At 69.5% G+C, this 18,346-nt stretch carries 16 protein-coding genes; 6 read left to right on the top strand and 10 right to left on the bottom strand.

Translation table 11 applies throughout. The features are described from left to right. Nucleotides 1-287: 287 nt before the first annotated feature. A complete protein-coding gene (locus QR77_RS28750; RefSeq protein WP_040024939.1) occupies nt 288-1,313 on the bottom strand; it encodes an ATP-dependent 6-phosphofructokinase in 1,026 nt (341 codons plus the stop codon). Between the two features lie 230 nt (nt 1,314-1,543). On the opposite strand from QR77_RS28750, the gene pta reads away from it, so the two are divergent. The 3 genes from pta to pyk all read left to right on the top strand — a co-directional run bounded on the left by pta (nt 1,544) and on the right by pyk (nt 6,371). Beyond that, nucleotides 1,544-3,625 carry a phosphate acetyltransferase gene (gene pta / locus QR77_RS28745; protein ID WP_040024938.1) on the top strand — a complete coding sequence of 694 codons (2,082 nt, stop codon included), beginning with the start codon at nt 1,544-1,546 and terminating at the stop codon, nt 3,623-3,625. Beyond that, the gene (locus tag QR77_RS28740) at nt 3,622-4,842 is read left to right on the top strand and encodes an acetate kinase (RefSeq protein ID WP_052489122.1); all 1,221 of its coding nucleotides are present in this window, start codon (nt 3,622-3,624) and stop codon (nt 4,840-4,842) included. The genes pta and QR77_RS28740 overlap by 4 nt, the downstream gene beginning before the upstream one ends. Nucleotides 4,843-4,940: 98 nt before the next feature. Further along, complete coding sequence (pyk, locus tag QR77_RS28735) at nt 4,941-6,371, top strand: pyruvate kinase (protein WP_040024937.1); 1,431 nt, start codon at nt 4,941-4,943, stop codon at nt 6,369-6,371. 113 nt (nt 6,372-6,484) lie between these two features. On the opposite strand, the gene QR77_RS28730 is transcribed toward pyk, so the two are convergent. Continuing rightward, the gene (locus QR77_RS28730; RefSeq protein WP_040028821.1) at nt 6,485-6,985 is read right to left on the bottom strand and encodes an FBP domain-containing protein; all 501 of its coding nucleotides are present in this window, start codon (nt 6,983-6,985) and stop codon (nt 6,485-6,487) included. Between the two features lie 101 nt (nt 6,986-7,086). Between QR77_RS28730 and QR77_RS28725 the strand changes: the two genes are divergently transcribed. Both QR77_RS28725 and QR77_RS28720 read left to right on the top strand, forming a co-directional pair. Then, on the top strand, nt 7,087-7,734 hold the full coding sequence (locus QR77_RS28725; protein ID WP_052489121.1) for a TetR-like C-terminal domain-containing protein: 648 nt from the start codon (nt 7,087-7,089) through the stop codon (nt 7,732-7,734). Next, entirely contained in the window at nt 7,731-8,561 is an 831-nt protein-coding gene (locus QR77_RS28720) for an alpha/beta hydrolase (RefSeq protein WP_040024936.1), read from the top strand. The genes QR77_RS28725 and QR77_RS28720 overlap by 4 nt, the downstream gene beginning before the upstream one ends. An 86-nt stretch (nt 8,562-8,647) precedes the next feature. Here the strand turns inward: QR77_RS28720 and QR77_RS28715 are convergent, their stop codons facing one another. From QR77_RS28715 to QR77_RS28700, 4 genes are all read right to left on the bottom strand, one after another. Continuing rightward, a complete protein-coding gene (locus QR77_RS28715; RefSeq protein WP_173476364.1) occupies nt 8,648-9,952 on the bottom strand; it encodes a hypothetical protein in 1,305 nt (434 codons plus the stop codon). 16 nt (nt 9,953-9,968) lie between these two features. Beyond that, the gene (locus QR77_RS28710) at nt 9,969-10,565 is read right to left on the bottom strand and encodes a DUF6114 domain-containing protein (protein ID WP_040024934.1); all 597 of its coding nucleotides are present in this window, start codon (nt 10,563-10,565) and stop codon (nt 9,969-9,971) included. A gap of 97 nt (nt 10,566-10,662) precedes the next feature. Next, entirely contained in the window at nt 10,663-11,322 is a 660-nt protein-coding gene (locus tag QR77_RS28705; protein ID WP_040024933.1) for a DUF6230 family protein, read from the bottom strand. A gap of 750 nt (nt 11,323-12,072) precedes the next feature. Then, nucleotides 12,073-13,044 carry a tetratricopeptide repeat protein gene (locus tag QR77_RS28700; protein ID WP_078877891.1) on the bottom strand — a complete coding sequence of 324 codons (972 nt, stop codon included), beginning with the start codon at nt 13,042-13,044 and terminating at the stop codon, nt 12,073-12,075. A gap of 294 nt (nt 13,045-13,338) precedes the next feature. On the opposite strand from QR77_RS28700, the gene QR77_RS28695 reads away from it, so the two are divergent. Continuing rightward, complete coding sequence (locus QR77_RS28695; RefSeq protein WP_040024930.1) at nt 13,339-14,040, top strand: TetR/AcrR family transcriptional regulator; 702 nt, start codon at nt 13,339-13,341, stop codon at nt 14,038-14,040. 7 nt (nt 14,041-14,047) lie between these two features. On the opposite strand, the gene QR77_RS28690 is transcribed toward QR77_RS28695, so the two are convergent. The 4 genes from QR77_RS28690 to QR77_RS28675 all read right to left on the bottom strand — a co-directional run bounded on the left by QR77_RS28690 (nt 14,048) and on the right by QR77_RS28675 (nt 18,122). Then, on the bottom strand, nt 14,048-14,905 hold the full coding sequence (locus QR77_RS28690) for an ABC transporter permease (RefSeq protein WP_040024929.1): 858 nt from the start codon (nt 14,903-14,905) through the stop codon (nt 14,048-14,050). Next, complete coding sequence (locus QR77_RS28685) at nt 14,865-15,788, bottom strand: ATP-binding cassette domain-containing protein (protein WP_040024928.1); 924 nt, start codon at nt 15,786-15,788, stop codon at nt 14,865-14,867. The genes QR77_RS28690 and QR77_RS28685 overlap by 41 nt, the downstream gene beginning before the upstream one ends. Beyond that, nucleotides 15,785-16,240: a MarR family transcriptional regulator gene (locus QR77_RS28680; RefSeq protein ID WP_040024927.1), complete on the bottom strand. Its 456-nt coding sequence runs from the start codon at nt 16,238-16,240 to the stop codon at nt 15,785-15,787. Before QR77_RS28680 ends, QR77_RS28685 begins: the two co-directional genes overlap by 4 nt. 163 nt (nt 16,241-16,403) lie before the next feature. Further along, on the bottom strand, nt 16,404-18,122 hold the full coding sequence (locus QR77_RS28675; RefSeq protein ID WP_040024925.1) for a methylmalonyl-CoA mutase family protein: 1,719 nt from the start codon (nt 18,120-18,122) through the stop codon (nt 16,404-16,406). Nucleotides 18,123-18,346: the final 224 nt, after the last annotated feature.

Genomic DNA, 18,346 nt, shown 5'->3' with positions numbered 1-18,346 from the left:
GTGATGTGACCGGTTCCCGCAGGTGAAGGGGGGGCGCGCAGGGGTGGTGTCCGGGATACTCACGCGTGATTTGCGGCGGACGACCGCGTTCACCTGGCGACCGCGGTCACGGCGCCGTAAATCGTGCCATCCCGGATGCCACCCCGGAGCGACCCCCGACAACAACCGCAACCCAAAGCCGCGCACCCCAACCGCGTCAGCGAAACGCACCCGGCGCGCACCGCAACGCCAAACCCACGGCCGCCCGCCGCGAGGCGACCGGTCGCGAGGCGCACGCGCGCTGAGCCCTAGAAGACCGACTCCGCCTCGAACATCCGGTTCTCCGGGACCCTCTTGAGTTGGGTGACCGCCTCCGCCAGGGGGACCATTTCGATCGCCGTGCCCCGCAGCGCCGTCATGCGGCCGAACTCGCCGCGGTGTACCGCCTCCACCGCGTGCCAGCCGAAGCGTGTCGCCAGCACCCTGTCGTACGCCGTCGGCGTGCCGCCGCGCTGGACGTGGCCCAGGATGACCGGCCTGGCCTCCTTGCCCATGCGGCGTTCCAGCTCCGCCGCCAGGCGGTTGCCGATGCCCTGGAAGCGTTCGTGGCCGAACTGGTCGATCTCGCCCTTGGCGTACACCATCGAGCCCTCGGCCGGGTGAGCTCCTTCGGCGACGCAGATGACCGCGAACTTCTTGCCGCGGTCGAAGCGCTCCTCGACCATTTTGACCAGGCGGTCGACCTCGAAGGGGCGTTCCGGGAGGCAGATGCCGTGTGCGCCGCCCGCCATGCCGGATTCCAGGGCGATCCAGCCCGCGTGCCGGCCCATGACCTCGACGACCATCACGCGCTGGTGTGACTCGGCCGTGGTCTTGAGGCGGTCGATGGCTTCCGTGGCGACCATGACGGCGGTGTCGAAGCCGAACGTACGGTCCGTGGAGTGGATGTCGTTGTCGATCGTCTTCGGTACGCCGACCACGGGCATGCCCGCGTCGGACAGCAGCCGCGCGGCCGTGAGGGTGCCCTCGCCGCCGATCGGGATGAGGGCGTCGATGCCGTAGCGGCGGGCGAGTTCCTCGCAGTTCTCGGCGGCCTCGCGCAGCCGGCCGCGCTCCAGGCGTGCCGAGCCGAGGATCGTGCCGCCGCGGGCGAGGATGCCGCTGACCTCGTTGAGGTCGAGGTTGCGGAAGTGGCCGTCGAGGAGGCCTTTGAAGCCGTCCTCGAAGCCGATGATCTCGTCTCCGTGCTCGGCCATCGCCCGGTGCACGACCGACCGGATCACTGCGTTCAGGCCGGGACAGTCGCCGCCTGCGGTGAGAATTCCGATACGCATCGTGCCGTGTCTCCTGCTCGCTAGTGCTGTGCTTTTCTGGAGAGAGGGCCCCACTCCCCAGGCGTGAGCCGACTTCGATACTCCCACGGGGAACCGGCCCTCTGTGCACCCGGCCGCCCCGTACCCCTCCGCAGTCGCATTAACCGTACACACCGGTATTGTCAAGAGGGCATAGCCGCCCCGGCGGAGGTTTTGCTCACATGATTCAAGGGTCAGACAGGAGAGCATGCGTGACGCGCAGCGTGTACGTGACCGGTATTGACCGGGGTGACGGCCGGCAGGTCGTCGAGCTGGGAGTCATGGAACTTCTCACCCGCCAGGTGGACCGTGTGGGTGTGTTCCGGCCGCTGGTGCATGACGGACCTGACCGGCTTTTTGATTTGCTGAGGGCCCGCTACCGACTGTTGCAGGACCCGGCGGACGTCTATGGCCTGGACTACGGGGAAGCGTCGGCGATCCAGGCGGAGCAGGGCACCGACGAGCTGGTGTCGCGGCTGGTCGAGCGGTTTCTGCGGGTGGCGCGGGAGTACGAGGTGGTGCTCGTGCTCGGCAGTGACTTCGCGGCGACGCAGCTCCCCGACGAGCTGGCGCTCAACGCCCGGCTCGCCAACGAGTTCGCCGCCTCGGTGATCGCGGTGGTGGGCGGCAAGGGGCAGAGCGCGGAGTCCGTGCGGGCCGAGGCGCGCAACGCGCACCGGGCGTACGAGGTGCTGGGCTGCGATGTGCTGAGTGTGATCGTCAACCGGGTCGCGGCCGAGGACCGGGAGGAGGTGAGCGAGGGGCTCAAGTCCCAGCTCCCTGTGCCGTGTTACGTGCTGCCGGACGAGCCCTCGCTCGTCGCTCCGACGGTCTCGCAGATCGCCAGGGCGCTGGGCGGGACGGTGTTGCTCGGGGACGATTCGGGGCTCGCGAGGGACGCGCTGGACTTCGTCATCGGCGGCGCGATGCTGCCGAACTTCCTGGGTGCGCTGACGCCGGGCTGCGTGGTGGTCACTCCGGGCGACCGCGCCGACATCGTGGTGGGCGCGCTCGCCGCGCACTCGGCGGGGACGCCGCCGATCGCCGGTGTGCTGCTCACGCTCGGCGAGCGGCCCGGCGCGTCGATCCTGACGCTGGCCGCCAAGCTCGCGCCGGGCACGCCCGTGATCTCCGTATCGGCCGGGTCTTTTCCGACGGCGACCGAACTCTTCGGCATGGAAGGGAAGTTGAGCGCCGAGACGCCCCGCAAGGCGGAGACGGCACTCGGTCTCTTCGAGCGTCATGTGGACACGGCCGATCTGCTGGACCGGATGTCGGTGGCGCGCAGCGGGCGGGTGACGCCGATGATGTTCGAGCACGAGCTGCTTGAGCGGGCGCGCGCGCACCGGAAGCGTGTGGTGCTGCCGGAGGGCGCCGAGGAGCGGGTGCTGCGGGCCGCCGATGTGCTGATCCGGCGTGATGTGTGTGATCTGACCCTGCTCGGTGATGTGGACGTGATCAGGAAGAAGTCCGCCGATCTGGGGATCGATCTGGGCGGCGAGAGCACGCAGTTGATCGATCCGGACACGTCCGGGCTGCGACAGGGTTTCGCCGAGCGGTACGCGGAGCTGCGCGCCCACAGGGGTGTCACGGTGGAGCTGGCGTACGACGTGGTGGTGGACGTGAACTACTTCGGCACCCTGATGGTCGAGGAGGGCCTGGCCGACGGCATGGTGTCGGGGACGGTGCACTCGACGGCGGCGACGATCCGGCCGGCCTTCGAGATCATCAAGACCAAGGCGGAGGCGTCGATCGTCTCGTCGGTCTTCTTCATGTGCCTGGCCGACAAGGTGCTGGTGTACGGCGACTGCGCGGTCAACCCGGACCCGAACGCCGAGCAGTTGGCGGACATCGCGGTCCAGGCGGCGGCCACCGCCGCGAAGTTCGGCGTCGAGCCGAGGATCGCGATGCTCTCGTACTCGACCGGGACGTCCGGATCGGGCGCGGACGTCGACAAGGTGCGCGAGGCGACCACGCTCGTACGGGCGGCGCGGCCGGATCTGCGGATCGAGGGGCCGATCCAGTACGACGCGGCCGTTTCGCCGTCCGTGGCGGCGACGAAGCTGCCGGAGTCCGAGGTGGCGGGGCAGGCGACGGTGCTGATCTTCCCGGACCTGAACACCGGCAACAACACCTATAAGGCGGTGCAGCGTTCGGCGGGCGTGGTGGCCGTGGGCCCGGTGCTCCAGGGGCTGCGCAAGCCGGTCAACGATCTGTCGCGCGGGGCATTGGTACAGGACATCGTCACCACGGTCGCGATCACCGCGATCCAGGCACAGGGAGAGGACGCATGAGCGACCGGGCCACGCGGGTACTCGTACTCAACTCCGGTTCGTCGTCGGTGAAGTACCAGCTCCTGGACATGCGTGACTCCTCGCGGCTCGCGTCGGGACTGGTCGAACACATCGGTGAGCCGGACGGTGCGGCCGATCACGACGCGGCCCTGAAAACCGTCGCCGACGAGCTGAAGCGGGACGGACTGGGCCTGGACTCCGAGGAGTTGGCGGCGATCGGGCACCGGGTCGTGCACGGCGGGCTCACCTTCACCGAGCCCACCCTGATCGACGACACCGTACTGGCGGAGATCGAGAGCCTGGTGCCGCTGGCCCCGCTGCACAACCCGGCGAACCTGACGGGCATCCGTACCGCGCGCTCGCTGCGTCCCGACCTCCCTCAGGTGGCCGTGTTCGACACCGCCTTCCACACCACGATGCCGGAGTCCGCGGCGCGGTACGCCATCGATGTGGAGACGGCCGACGCGCACCGTATCCGGCGCTACGGCTTTCACGGCACCTCGCACGCGTACGTCTCGCGCAAATCCGCCGAGCTGCTGGGCAGGGAGCCGTCCGAGGTGAACATCATCGTGCTGCACCTCGGCAACGGCGCCTCGGCGTCGGCCGTCGCCGGCGGCCGGTGCGTGGACACCTCGATGGGGCTGACGCCCCTGGAGGGACTGGTGATGGGTACGCGCTCCGGGGACATCGATCCGGCGGTCGTGTTCCATCTGGGGCGTGTGGCCGGAATGTCCCTCGATGAGGTGGATGAACTTCTCAACAAGAAAAGCGGTCTGACCGGCCTCTGCGGGGCCAACGACATGCGGGAGATCCTCCGCCGCCGCGACGAGGGTGACGGGGCGGCGCGGCTCGCCTTCGAGATCTACATCCACCGGCTGAAGAAGTACATCGGCGCCTACATCGCCGTGCTGGGCAGGGTCGACGCGCTCGTCTTCACGGCGGGTGTCGGCGAGAACGCGGCGCCGGTACGGGAGGCCGCCGTGGCGGGCCTGGAGGGCCTGGGCCTCGCGGTGGACGCCGAGCGCAACGCCGTACGGTCCGGCCTGCCGCGGGTCATCTCGCCGGACGGGGCGCGGGTGACGGTCGCCGTGGTGCCGACCGACGAGGAGTTGGAGATCGCGCAGCAGACGTATCGGCTGATCGACGAAGACAGAAAGAACAGCAAGAACAGCAAGAACAGCAAGACCGGTACGACCGGAGCGACCGGTGCGGCCTGAACCGCCGGGCGGCTTAACGCCTGAGCGGCCTCCCGCCCATTTGTACTTTCCACCAGACGGAATATTCCGCAGCGAAACAAACCGATAGGATCCGCCGTATGCGCCGTTCCAAAATCGTCTGCACACTGGGCCCAGCCGTCGACTCGTACGAGCAACTGAAGTCGCTCATCGAGGCCGGAATGAATGTGGCCCGCCTGAATATGAGCCACGGAAGCCACCCGGAGCACGAGGAGCGGTACAACCGCGTCCGCCAGGCTGCGGCTGACACCGGCCGCGCCGTGGGCGTGATGGTCGACCTCCAGGGCCCCAAGATCCGCCTGGAGACCTTCGCCGAGGGCCCCGTCGAGCTGGTGCGGGGTGACGAGTTCACCATCACCACCGAGGACGTGGCGGGCGACAAGTCCATCTGCGGCACCACGTACAAGGGACTGCCCGGGGATGTCTCCAAGGGCGACCAGATCCTGATCAACGACGGCAACGTCGAGCTGCGGGTCGTCGAGGTCGAGGGCCCCCGGGTCAAGTCCATCGTCATCGAGGGCGGTGTGATCTCCGACCACAAGGGCATCAACCTGCCCGGTGCCGCCGTCAATGTCACCGCGATGTCCGAGAAGGACGTCGAGGACCTCCGCTTCGGTCTGCGGATGGGCTGCGACATGATCGCGATGTCGTTCGTGCGCGACGGGGACGACGCGCTGGACGCGCTCAAGATCATGGACGAGGAGGGGCGCCGCGTCCCGATCATCGCCAAGGTCGAGAAGCCGCAGGCCGTCGAGAACATGGAGTCCGTCGTCGCGGCCTTCGACAGTGTGATGGTCGCCCGCGGTGACCTGGCCGTCGAGTATCCGCTCGAAAAGGTCCCGATGGTGCAGAAGCGGCTCATCGAGCTGTGTCGCCGCAACGCCAAGCCGGTGATCGTGGCGACCCAGATGATGGAGTCGATGATCACCAACTCCCGTCCGACCCGCGCCGAGGCGTCCGACGTCGCGAACGCGATCCTGGACGGCGCCGACGCGGTCATGCTCTCCGCCGAGTCGTCGGTGGGCGCGTACCCGATCGAGACGGTCAAGACGATGTCGAAGATCGTCGTCGCCGCCGAGGACGAGCTGCTCTCCAAGGGTCTCCAGCCGCTGGTGCAGGGCAAGAAGCCCCGTACGCAGGGTGGTTCGGTCGCCCGCGCGGCCTGCGAGATCGCCGACTTCCTGGACGGCAAGGCGCTGGTCGCCTTCACGCAGTCCGGCGACACGGCCCGGCGGCTCTCCCGCTACCGCGCCTCGCAGCCGATCCTGGCCTTCACGACGGACGAGTCGACCCGCAACCAGCTCGCGCTGAGCTGGGGTGTCGAGTCGTTCATCGTGCCGTGGGTGAACGCCACGGACGAGATGGTCGACCTGGTGGACGTGGAGCTCTCGAAGCTGGGGCGCTACAGCGAGGGCGACACGATGATCATCACCGCCGGCTCGCCTCCCGGGGTCCCCGGCACGACGAACATGGTGCGGGTGCACCACCTGAGCGGTACGGAACGCGACTGACACGTCAGTACCGCGTCCGCTGATTGCGTACGGCCCTGGGCCGCTTCCCCGACGGGGAGGCGGCCCAGGGCCGTTTACGGGGCCCTATGGGGCCTTACGGTGCTTTACGGGGCTCAGGGCGCCACGACGGCGTCGACGAAGCCGAACAGGTTGCCCCTGGTCCGCTCTATCTGCTGCTCCACGGTGAGGGTCTCCTCGAACCGCCCGCCCGGCGCCGGCGCCTTCTTGCCGCGTACGTACAGCGAGCAGGCGAGGTCGGTGCACATGTACAGCCCGACCGAATTGCCCTGCCGGCCGGCCGGACCCGCCTTGCGCGCGCCCATCAGCGACACACCACTGCCCGGGTGCGTGGTCAGGCACAGCGAACACATCGCGCGGTGCGCGTGTCCGCGCCGCCGGGACGGGAACCGCAGTGTCAGCCCCACGAGCCCGCCGTCGTCACGCTCGGCGACCAAGTAGGCGCGGTCCGGCGCCTGCGGGTCGCTCCAGCCGAGGAAGTCCAGGTCGTCCCAGGGCTGTTGGGCAAGGTCGTGCGGCACGGCGAGCCGCTTGGCCTCCCCCTTCGAGCAGTTGACGAACGATGCCCGGATGTCCTGCTCATTCACTTCCTTCATGGTGTGCACGCTAACAGCGCCTATGTATATTAGGCAACATCCTAGGAGTCCTAGCCAGGAGTCCTGGCCGGAGGACTCCCAGCCAGAGGAGGTGGTCACGCATGTCGCCGCGCATGGGCCTGACGGCCGACCGGGTCACCCGGGCGGCGGCCGATCTCGCCGACGAGATCGGCCTGGACAAGGTCACCGTGTCCGCGCTCGCGCGGAGCTTCGGTGTGAAGGACGCGAGCCTTTACTCACACATCGCGAACCTCGACGACCTGCGGACCCGGGTCGCGCTGCTCGCCGGCGCCGAGATGATCGATCTCATCAGCGCCGAGGTCGCCGGCCGCTCGGGGAAGGACGCACTCGTCGCGTTCGCGGGCGCCTACCGGGAGTTCGCGCTGCGCTGCCCCGGGCGCTACGCGGCGACGCAGATCCGGCTGGACCCGGCGCGGGTCGCAGCGGCGCCGGGCTATCTCCATAACCTCGATGTGACGTACGGGATGCTGCGCGCGTACGGCCTCGTCGAGCCCGACCTGACCGACGCGGGCCGACTGCTGCGCGGCACGTTCCACGGCTACACCGCCATCGAGGCGGCGGGCGGGTTCGCCCACTCCCGCGACATCGGCGCGTCCTGGGACCGGATCGTCGAGGCACTGCACCACCTGCTGGAGAACTGGCCGCAGCAGGCCCGAACCACAGACACCCCGAAGACAGACGCCCGGACGGCAGACACCCCGACCACGAACCAGGAGAACTCACCGTGAGAGCCGACACCTTGCGGGTCCCCGGAGCCACCCTCTACCACGAGATACGCGGTAGCGGCCCCGTACTCCTGCTGCTCCCGGGCGCCGGCGGCGACGCCGCCGTCTTCGACCCGGTGGCCGACCGGCTCGCCGAGCGCTTCACGGTCGTGGCGGTCGACCCGCGCGGCTACTCGCGCAGCCGCCTGGACAGCGAGGAACCCGTGGACCAGCGGGTCGAGACGCAGAGCGAGGACGCGTACCTCCTGCTCGAACACCTCCTGCCGGCAGGTGAGTCGGCGTACGTCTTCGGCGGCAGCTCGGGGGCGATCGTCGCACTCGACCTGCTGGCACGCCGTCCCGAACGGCTGCGCCTGGTCGTCGCGCACGAGCCGCCGTGCTTCGCGGTACTCCCGGACGCCGCCGAACAGCGGGCGTTCATCGACGAGGTGTACCGGCTCTTCCACGAGGAGGGCCCTGGCGCAGCGAGCGCCCACTTCCTCGCCGGCATCGGCGGCACCCTGAAGCCGATGCCGCACGCGGCCGAACTGCCCCCGCGCGGCGCGGAGATGATGGCCAGGCTGAGCGCCAACGGCCCGCTGGCGATGGAGAACGAGCTGCGGCAGTTCACGTCGTACGTCCCGGACGGGACCGCGCTCGCCGCCGTGTCGGACCGCCTGGTACTGGCGGCGGGCCGGGAGACCCGGGGCCATCTGCCGTACCGCCCGGCCGCGTTGCTCGCCGAGCGGCTCGGCGGCACGGTGACCGAGTTCCCCGGCGGCCACAGCGGATTCACCGAACTCCCGGAGGAGTTCACGCGGATGCTGGAAGAGATGCTGAGCAGACGCTAGAGCGGAAACACAACTGTGGCCCGTGCCGCGCCGGTTGTCGGTGCGGTACGGGCCACAGCTCTGTGCGGCTCCCGGACGGGCCAGGGTCAGTCGATGTAGTTGTGCAGGCCCGGGATGGTCAGCGTGCCGCCGAACTGGCCGGCCTGGCTGACCTCCGCGTTGGTGAAGAAGGCGTACGGGATGTCCACCGGCGGCGGGGTCTCGGGGCTGAACGTGATCGGGATGAGCCCGAAGAGGTTGCCCTTCAACTGCTCGGTGTAGAGCGTGACCTCGCCGTTGCGGATCGTGGACGTCGAGCCCGGGGTGGACTCCACATGGGCCGTCTTGCCGCCGGGGTAATCGACGGTCTGGTCCAGGTCCTTGATGTCGATCGACTGCGCCGTGAACTTCAGGGCCTTCTTCACGGTGCCGCCGTAGGTCCTGACCTCGACGATGCCGTGGTACTTCAGCCCGCTGAGGGTGAGCTTGCTGCTGTGCAGCGTCCACGGCTTGTCGGGCAGGAGCGGGATGCCCTGCTCCTCCTTCGCGTTGGCCAGCGCGTCGGGGTCGGCGGTCGGGCAGGGGAAAGGCTCCTTGCCGTCGGCGCCCGCCGGGATGTCGCCGTCCTTCTGGGCGGCGAGACCCTTGGCGTCGTCGTCCAGGTCCTGGACCTTGGCGCCGGCCTTGTCCGCGGCGTCCTGGATCGCCTTCTTCGTGGCGTCCGCGGCGTCCTTGGTGCCGTCCAGCGTCTTGCCCACGGTCTTGCCGACCGAGTCGCCCAACTCGCCGACCGGATCGGACGCCTTGGGCTTCGGCTTGGCCTTGTCCGACGAGGTTTTGGACGGGGAAGCGGACTTCTCCGTGGCCGAGGGGCTCGGGCTCGCCTTGTCCGAACCGCCGCCCAGCAGACCGCCGAGCAGGCCTCCCAGACCCAGCGGGTCCGACGTGTCGCCCTTCGAACCGCCGGTGCCGGCGGACGGCTTGGGCGCGCCGGGGGTGTCGGACGTCGCGGAGGGCTTCGGCTGCGCGTCGGTCTTGCCGCCGCCCGAACCGCCCGAGCCGCTCGAACCGTCCGAACTGCTCCCCGAAGGCGAGGGCGTGGGAGACCCCGAGGCCGAGTCGCCCGGCTTGGGCGACGCCGAGTCGGAGGCGGACGGCGAGGGTGACGCCGAATCGCCCGGCGACGGCTCGTCGGAGCGGGTCACGCACGGGCCCGGCGAGTAAGGGATGTCCTTGTTGTCGTCGGCCAGCGCGAGCCTGGGGGTGAGGCCCATGCCGACGAAGACCGCTGTGGGCATCGCGGCCAGCGCCATCGCCTTGCCGGCGGGTATCTGCAGCTTGGTCAGGAGGGACTTCCTGGGGGCCGCGTGACGCGGCCCTCTTCTCTCCCGGAACTCATCGGCTCCGGCCATGATCGGCTGCGTGTCGTCACCCCGCACTGTTCCTCCCGCCGTTGGCATGGGCAGTCGTATCCGTCACGTTCAGCCCCTCCCCGGCGCGCGGACCGCGGTCATACGCGTCGGAGCCGTACGAACCAGGGCCGTACGAAGCGGGAAAGTAGGGGTCGTCAGAGCTGTCGGGCTCCGGCGCCCCGCGGGGGGTGTCGTCGTACTGTTCCGTCTCGGTGCGCGGCTTGCCCGGCGCCCAGGCGATGGAGAGGCCTCCACCGACCAGCGCGAGCACGAAACCGATGATGAAGCCGCCGAAGTTGGACAGCGGGAGCGAGATCATGGCGAGCAGGATCGTGGCGACGCCGGCGAACACCCGTACGATGCTGTGGAACCACATCGTCAGCCCCAGCGTCACCAGCAGCACACCGATGATGAGTGAGCTGGCGCCGGCGGGGGTACCCATCGCCAGCGTCAGATTGCCCAGAGTCAGGTTCGCGTACGGGAAATAGGCGATCGGCACGCCACTGACCAGGGTGAACAGGCCCGCCCAGAAGGGGCGTGTGCCTCGCCAGCCGCGGAAGCGCAGCCGCCAGTACGTGAATCGGCCTTGGCGGTCCGAAGACTCGGCGCTCATGGAAAACAGCTCCCTGGTACCGGCGTTATACGAGAAAGTGGGGGGCCGGCGGGCGGGGGCGCCGAAGTCGCGTTCCCCACCCGCCGGGGCGGGATGCCTAGTAACACTCCTGGGCATCCTTGGACAGCTTCATGCTCAGCCCGCTGAGCTTGAAAGTGCCGGCCGTGGTCGCCCAGGCCGTCTGCTTCACACCGGTCAGCACGGCCGTGTCGGCCTGCTGGGCGAAGCCGTTCGGGTTGATCGCGGGACCGCCCTTGCCGGGCGTCTGGACCGCAGGGCCCTTGCCGCCCGCCGCCTTGTCCGTCGAGCCCGCCGCGACACCGATGTCCATGTTGCCGAACTCGGCGTCCGCGGTGAGGTCCGCGACATCGATGTACAGATTGTCGGCGTGGACCGGTGTCCCATTGCCACCCGCCCTGAGCACAAGGCTGACGCTGCCGAAGAACGGCACGTCCGGGGTGACGACGGACTGGCACAGCTTCGTGATGTCGGCCGACTGGAAGGCCGAAACCGCGACGGGGTTCGCCTCAGCCTTGCCGTTGAGGTCCTTCCCCTGCGCGATCGTGCCGTACTGCGAGAAGCCTTTGCCGTCCAGCTTGTCGGCACTGACCTTGAAGCTCTGGCCGGACACGCTGAACGATGCCGCCAGTGCCCCCTGCGCCAGGGCGACACCGATCGCGGCCGTCGCGGCCACGCTCGGCACCATGACGACGGCGAACCGCTTCCATCTGGTCCCACCGCGTACTAGGGACTCCATGTATTTCCTCCTTCTCGGACGTACATCTCCGGATCGGGCCGGAGCCCGTCCTGGGATGGGAGAAGTGCTACGTCCTCGGGAAGGAGAGCGCCTGTTCCCTCAGGCGCGGGACGCGTCCGAAAGACCGGCGATCACCCCCGAGCGACAACCACTGGCCACGCGTTCGCGCAACCTCAACTGGACAGGCCCCGCCGGTGAGCGGGAACCCCCCTGTCCGGGCCGGCGCCATCGTCGCCGGTCCACCCGGTGGGGACCCAAGATTCGACGGTGCACGGCTGGTTGCCGTGCCGGGCGCGGAAATTGGACCGAGCGTCGACGATCGTGGTCCATTCGCGGCCATGACACAAGGGGGTTCGTTACTGGCTAGTAACGGCGCGATAACCATGGGGCGACGGCGTGCCACCGACCACGTACACAGGGTGTTACCGGCCGCCACGACAAAGAACGCCATTTCGGCCCATGAACGGACACTTCACATGGCCCGATTTACTGCCAGTAATAGCGGCCGCGTTCCCCAAGTTTTGGTAAAGCACAGCCACCGATGGCATATTCTCGCCAAATCCGGGGCGCCGCCACGGATTCGCCCCTCACATCGACGGTCGCCGGGCGCGGTACGCGGGGCGGAGCCCAACGCGCGTACGGGTCCGGGCGGCGACCGCGCGCCGGCCCGGGACCGAGCGGATATCGATCCCGGGGCCGGAGGAATTCAGCGCACATCCCCAACGGATTCGCGCAAAATCGGCACAGCAATCAGAACAGTACGCGAGCCAGCGCCGAGCGGGCAGCCGTCACCCGGGGGTCGTCCCCGCCGACAACTTCGAACAGTTCGAGCAGCCGCAGCCGCGCCGCGTCCCTGTCCTCGCCCGCCGTACGGCGGACCGCCTCGACGAGCCGGCCGAAGGCGTCCTCCACATGCCCGCCCACGAGGTCGAGATCGGCGGCGGCCACCTGCGCCTCGACATCGCCGGGATTCCGGGCGGCGTCGTCACGTACCCGCTGCTGGTCCATCCCCTGGACGCGCCCGAGCAGTTCGGCCTGGGCGAGCCCGGCCTTCGCCTCGGTGTTGGCCGGGTCCTCGGCGAGCACATTCCGGTACGCCTCGGCCGCGCCGTCGAAGTCGTTGGCGTCCAGGGCCTGGACCGCCGTCTCCAGCAGGGCGTCGTACGGCCCCACGGGCTCCGGGACCTCCGCCTCCTCGGCCGGCTCGGCCTCCGTGTCGACGGCGATACCTGTGAGCCCGAAGCGCTCCTCGCCGACCTGGATGAGCTGGTCCAGGGTCTGACGGATCTGGGCCTCGGGGGCCGCGCCCTGGAAGAGCGGCAGCGCCTGCCCCGCCACCACGGCGAAGACTGCGGGAATCCCCTGGATCCCGAATTGCTGCATGAGCATCTGATTGGCGTCGACGTCGATCTTGACGAGGACGAAACGGCCGCTGTACTCGTGTGCCAGCCGTTCGAGCACGGGGCTCAACTGCTTGCACGGCTCGCACCACTCGGCCCAGAAGTCGATGACGACAGGGACCTCGGCGGAGCGCTGGAGGACATCGCGCTCGAAGCCCGCCTCATCGACGTCGATCACGAGGCTGGACGGGGGTACGGCGGGGGCTCCGCCGTTGCGGGCCGCCTCGGCGCGGGCCTGCTCCGCCTTCACTTTGGCCTCGCCGGCCGCCTTCACAGCGGCGAGGTCGACGACGCCGCTCATGGACATGTTCCTAGGCTGCATGAGTACATCCTCCCCCTTCCCCGCGTACTTCAGAAAAGCGATGATGGAACGACCGCGGAACACGGTCGGCGCCAGGTCCCCACCGGGCGCCGGTGGCCGTGCGGATGCTCGTACGAATGCTTGCGAGAGTGGTTGTCGCTACGGCCCTGTCGGAGCTGTTCTGAGCTGTTCGGAACCGCGCCGACGGGCTTACGCTACGAGCCGTAGCGTAACGGGGGGAGCGCGAGCGCGTACAAGATTTTTCCGGTGAACTGGATCACAGCGAAATGACTACCGGCCGGTATCGTCGCGGCCATGTGTAGCCGCACTCGCCCCACAGACGTGCGTACCGGACCCACCGCCCGTCCCCGCGGTACGGGCCGCCCCCGCAGCCCCGAGGCCGACAGGGCCATCCTGGAGGCCACCAGAGCGGCGCTGGTGGACCTGGGCTGGTCCAAGCTGACGATGGGCGATGTCGCGGCCCGCGCAGGCGTCGCCAAGACCACCCTCTACCGGCGCTGGGCCAGCAGGAGCGAGCTGGTGGTGGACGCGGTGGCCGTCCTCTTCGACGAGCTGGAACTCCCCGACCTGGGCAGCCTGTCGGCCGATGTACGGGGCGTGGTGCTCCAGTTCGCCGCGCTGCTGGAACGGCCGGAGACGAAGACGGCGCTGATGGCCGTGATCGCCGAGTCGACGCGCGACGAGGCGCTGCGCGAGCGGATCCGCGCCACCATCGTCGACCGCCAGAAGCGCCTCGTACGGGAGGGCCGCGAGCGGGCGCAGGCCCGGGGCGAACTGCCGCCCGAGGACGACCCGGTGGCCGCGGCCCGCGACACCGACCTGATCTTCGACGTCGTCGCGGGCGCCGTGGTCCACCGCACCCTGGTGAGCGCCGAGCCGGTCGACGAGGAGTGGGCCCGGCGCTTCACCCTGCTGCTGCTCTCGGGGCTGGGGGCTTCGGCACGGGGGGCCGGGGCGGGGGCGGGCCCGGCCGTCTCCCAGGTGCCGGACGCCTGAGCGCCCGTCATCTCGCGAGGCGCCCCAGCAGCGAGGAGGCGGCGGCGATCCCGGCGGCCGCTGCCACCACCAGCACGGCGTAGTCGAGGCCGAGATGGGACGGTGTGCCCAGCAACAGCCCACGCAGCGCGTCGACCTGGTAGCTCAGCGGGTTGATCTTGCTGATCGTCTGGAGCCAGCCCGGCATGATCGCGACCGGGTACAGCGCGTTGGAGCCGAAGAAGAGCGGCATGGTGATGGCCTGGCCGATGCCCATCAGCCGGTCCCGGGTCAGCACGATCCCGGCGATCGTCATCGACAGGCACGAGAAGAACGCCGAGCCGAGGATCACCGCCACGGCGACACCCAGCAGGCGCAGCGGATTGCCGGTCAGCCCCACTCCGAGCACGGCGGCGATGACGATCACCACCACGGCCTGGATCAGCGCCTTGACCCCGGCGGCGAACGCCTTGCCGGTGATCAGTGCGGATCTTGGGGTGGGCGTGACCAGCAGCTTGGTCAGGATGCCGGCGTCCCGCTCCCAGATGATCTGGATGCCGTAGAAGATCGCGATGAACATCGCCGACTGGGCGATGATGCCGGGCGCCAGATAGTCGATGTACGGAATGCCGCCGGTCGGGATGGCCTTGATCCGGGTGAACGTCTCACCGAAGATCAGCAGCCACAGCGCGGGCTGAACCGCCCTCGTATACAGCTCGGTTCGGTCGTGGCGCAGCTTCTGGAGTTCGACCGCGCACATCGCGCCCACCCGGGCGGGCAGCACGCGCCAGCCGGTACGGGCGCGCGGCGGGACGAGCAGCAGCCCGAGGTCGGGGCGCTCGCGTTCAGCCGACGCGGGATGCGGTGCGGCGGGTGCTTCGGACATCGCGGAACGTTCCTCCCTGCTCGTCGAGACCACTGCCTGCGACGTCTCTGAAGACGTCCTCCAGCGTCGGCGCCGGATGCTCCTCGCCGGCCGCGCGCCTGCGTTCGCGCAGGTCGGTCCGCAGCTCCTCCGGCGTACCGATGGAGCGGATACGGCCCCGGTGCATCAGCGCGACGCGGTCGCAGTACTGGTCGGCCTCGTCCATGTAGTGCGTGGTCACCAGCACGGTCATGCCGGTGGCCCGCCGTACGGCGTCGATGTGCTCCCACACGCTGGTGCGGGCGATCGGGTCGAGGCCGATCGTCGGTTCGTCGAGCATCAGCAGCCGGGGCGCGCTGACCAGCGCCTGGGCGAGTTCCAGCCGGCGGATCATGCCGCCGGAGTACGTCTTGGCCAGCCGGTCGGCCGACTCGGTGAGGTCGACCGCCTCCAGGGCCTGCGAGACGCGCTCGGCACGCTCGCGGCGCGCGACGTCGAAGACGCGGGCGAACAGCGCCACGTTCTCGCGGCCGGTCAGCCCTGCGTCGGCGGAGAGCTGCTGCGGTACGTAGCCCAGCAGGCGCCGCACCGCCATCTTCTCCCTGGCGGCGTCGTGGCCGAAGACCTGGACCATGCCGGCGGGAACCGGCAGCAGGGTGGTGACGCAGCGGATGGCCGTGGTCTTGCCCGCGCCGTTCGGGCCGAGCAGCCCGAAGACCTCGCCCGCGGCGACGGAGAGGTCGAGGTCGATGACCGCCTTCGTGTCCCCGAAGGTGTACTCCAGAGAGCTACAGGTGACAGCGTCCGTACCCGGGGCGGCGGTTGGGGCCGCCGCGGCCTTGGTGTCCGTACCCTTCGCCGGCGGGTCCGGGGTCGTCGGGTCCGGGGTCGCTTCGTCCGTCATACGCCCTCCACTTCCTCATGCAGGTTCTGCGCGAGCCGTCGCAGCGCGGGGAGCGCGGCGGCGAGCGCCGCCCGGTCCTCCTCGCTCAGCCGCTCCACCTGCGCCCGCATCAGCGCGCTCCTGCGGGCCTCCCAGTCGCGCAGCCGCGACTCGGCGGCCGGGGTGGGGAGCAGCAGCGCGGAGCGCCGGTCGTCGGGGTCCGTCTCGCGGATCAGATAGCCGGCCTTGGTGAGCTGGTTGACCAGCGTCGAGACCGAATTGCCCGCGAGATAGAGCTGCTTGGCCGCCTCGGAGACCCGGATTCCGGGCCGGGCCGCGACCAGCCGCAGGAGCGCGACCTGAGCGCCGCGCAGCGGCGGGGTGGTCAGACCGACCCGCAGCCGCCGTCTGACCAGCCGCTGGACGCCCGCCAGTACTCCGGCGAGCGAGTCGGCGAACTCCTCAGTGGCCATGCCACCGATTTTAGCTCTCACTCAGAGGTATTGACCAGACCGCGTCTCGCCCACCGGGCCGGGACACACGACTGCCGGCCGCAGCGGATGCGACCGGCAGGGGGTTCAAAGACGCACGGGGCTCAGGGGATTCGGGCAGGATTCGGGAGATCCGGCGGCGGGCTCAGAAGCCGGGCGGCTCCGTGTACGTACCCCACTCGTCGCGCAGCACCCCGCAGATCTCACCGAGCGTCGCCTCGGCGCGTACGGCCTCCAGCATCGGCGCGATCATGTTCGACCCGTCGCGCGCCGCCGCCAGCATCGCGTCCAGCGCCGCCGTGACGGCCGCGTCGTCGCGTGCGGCCCTGCGCTCGGCGAGGGTGGCGACCTGGTCGCGCTCGACCTCGTGGCTGACCCGCAGGATCTCCAGGTCACCGGTGACGGAGCCGTGGAGGACGTTGACGCCGACGACGTGCTTGTCGCCCTTCTCCAGGGCGCGCTGGTACTGGAATGCGGACTCGGCGATCTCGCCGGTGAACCAGCCGTCCTCGATCCCGCGCAGAATCCCTGACGTCATGGGGCCGATCGGGTGCTTTCCGTCCGGGTGGGCCCGCAGCCCGCGCTCCTTGATCTGCTCGAAGATCTTCTCGGCGTCCGCCTCGATCCGGTCGGTGAGCTGCTCGACGAACCAGGAGCCGCCGAGCGGGTCGGCCACATTGGCGACGCCCGTCTCCTCCATCAGCACCTGCTGCGTACGCAGCGCGATCTCGGCGGCCTGCTCGCTGGGGAGCGCGAGGGTCTCGTCGAGCGCGTTCGTGTGCAGGGAGTTCGTACCGCCGAGGATGGCCGACAGCGCCTCGACGGCGGTCCGTACGACGTTGTTGTACGGCTGCTGCGCGGTCAGCGAGACGCCGGCCGTCTGGGTGTGGAAGCGCAGCCACTGCGCCTTGTCGGTGGTGGCGCCGTAGACCTCCTTCATCCAGCGCGCCCAGATACGGCGGGCGGCGCGGAATTTGGCGATCTCCTCGAAGAAGTCGAGGTGCGCGTCGAAGAAGAACGAGAGCCCGGAGGCGAAGGCGTCCACGTCCATGCCCCGGCTGAGGCCCAGCTCCACGTATCCGAAGCCGTCGGCGAGGGTGTACGCCAGCTCCTGCGCGGCCGTCGATCCGGCCTCGCGGATGTGGTAGCCGGAGACCGAGAGCGGCTTGTAGGCGGGGATGGAGCGGGCGCAGTGCTCCATCAGGTCGCCGATGAGGCGCAGGTGTGGCTCGGGCTGGAAGAGCCACTCCTTCTGCGCGATGTACTCCTTGAAGATGTCGGTCTGGAGCGTGCCGTTGAGTACGGCGGGGTCGACGCCCTGGCGCTCGGCCGCGACGAGGTACATGCAGAAGACCGGGACGGCGGGGCCGCTGATGGTCATCGACGTGGTGACATCGCCGAGCGGGATGTCACCGAACAGCAGCTCCATGTCGGCGGCGGAGTCGATGGCGACCCCGCAGTGCCCGACCTCGCCGAGCGAGCGCGGGTCGTCGGAGTCGCGGCCCATCAGCGTCGGCATGTCGAACGCCACGGAGAGCCCGCCGCCGCCGTTGGCCAGGATCGTCTTGTAGCGCTCGTTGGTCTGCCGGGCGTTGCCGAAGCCGGCGAACTGGCGGATGGTCCAGGTCCTGCCCCGGTATCCGGTCGGGTGGAGCCCCCGGGTGAAGGGGTACTCGCCGGGCCAGCCGATCCGCTCGAAGCCCTCGTAGGTGTCGCCGGGCCTGGGGCCGTAGACCGGGTCCACCGGGTCGGCGGAGAGTGTCGTGAAATCGGCGTCTCGTTTGCGCGCCTTGTCGTAGCGGGCCTGCCAGCGTGCGCGGCCCGCCTCGATGGCCTCCGCGTCCGAACCGTTTCTGCCGTTCATGCCTGCACCGTCCATACCCTCGAATTTACTAGGACGTCCAAGTAAATGTCGATGATTTCAGGCCACGGACGTGGAATGTGCCTTGATTCCTCGGAGGCCGCGACGGGCGGGCCCCGGGCCGTGACGGTGGGTGACGACAGCATGACGCCCGTGGGGGCCGTACGGCCGACGGCGCCGTACGGCCCCCACGGGCGAATGGTTCAGGCCCGTATCGGACCCGCGTC

The sequence above is a fragment of the Streptomyces sp. 150FB genome (assembly GCF_000818195.1).
Classification (GTDB): Bacteria; Actinomycetota; Actinomycetes; order Streptomycetales; family Streptomycetaceae; genus Streptomyces.
Note: the sequence above shows the minus strand (reverse complement) of the source record. Positions and strands in the feature narration are given on the sequence as shown.

What these genes read in the sequence shown, in the direction of transcription:
- QR77_RS28750 (WP_040024939.1), bottom strand. Translation starts at nt 1,313, where the DNA reads ATGCGTATCGGAATTCTCACCGCAGGCGGCGACTGTCCCGGCCTGAAC.
- QR77_RS28740 (WP_052489122.1), top strand. Translation starts at nt 3,622, where the DNA reads ATGAGCGACCGGGCCACGCGGGTACTCGTACTCAACTCCGGTTCGTCG.
- pyk (WP_040024937.1), top strand. Translation starts at nt 4,941, where the DNA reads ATGCGCCGTTCCAAAATCGTCTGCACACTGGGCCCAGCCGTCGACTCG.
- QR77_RS28730 (WP_040028821.1), bottom strand. Translation starts at nt 6,985, where the DNA reads ATGAAGGAAGTGAATGAGCAGGACATCCGGGCATCGTTCGTCAACTGC.
- QR77_RS28725 (WP_052489121.1), top strand. Translation starts at nt 7,087, where the DNA reads ATGTCGCCGCGCATGGGCCTGACGGCCGACCGGGTCACCCGGGCGGCG.
- QR77_RS28715 (WP_173476364.1), bottom strand. Translation starts at nt 9,952, where the DNA reads ATGGCCGGAGCCGATGAGTTCCGGGAGAGAAGAGGGCCGCGTCACGCG.
- QR77_RS28710 (WP_040024934.1), bottom strand. Translation starts at nt 10,565, where the DNA reads ATGAGCGCCGAGTCTTCGGACCGCCAAGGCCGATTCACGTACTGGCGG.
- QR77_RS28705 (WP_040024933.1), bottom strand. Translation starts at nt 11,322, where the DNA reads ATGGAGTCCCTAGTACGCGGTGGGACCAGATGGAAGCGGTTCGCCGTC.
- QR77_RS28700 (WP_078877891.1), bottom strand. Translation starts at nt 13,044, where the DNA reads ATGCAGCCTAGGAACATGTCCATGAGCGGCGTCGTCGACCTCGCCGCT.
- QR77_RS28695 (WP_040024930.1), top strand. Translation starts at nt 13,339, where the DNA reads ATGTGTAGCCGCACTCGCCCCACAGACGTGCGTACCGGACCCACCGCC.
- QR77_RS28690 (WP_040024929.1), bottom strand. Translation starts at nt 14,905, where the DNA reads ATGTCCGAAGCACCCGCCGCACCGCATCCCGCGTCGGCTGAACGCGAG.
- QR77_RS28685 (WP_040024928.1), bottom strand. Translation starts at nt 15,788, where the DNA reads ATGACGGACGAAGCGACCCCGGACCCGACGACCCCGGACCCGCCGGCG.
- QR77_RS28680 (WP_040024927.1), bottom strand. Translation starts at nt 16,240, where the DNA reads ATGGCCACTGAGGAGTTCGCCGACTCGCTCGCCGGAGTACTGGCGGGC.
- QR77_RS28675 (WP_040024925.1), bottom strand. Translation starts at nt 18,122, where the DNA reads ATGAACGGCAGAAACGGTTCGGACGCGGAGGCCATCGAGGCGGGCCGC.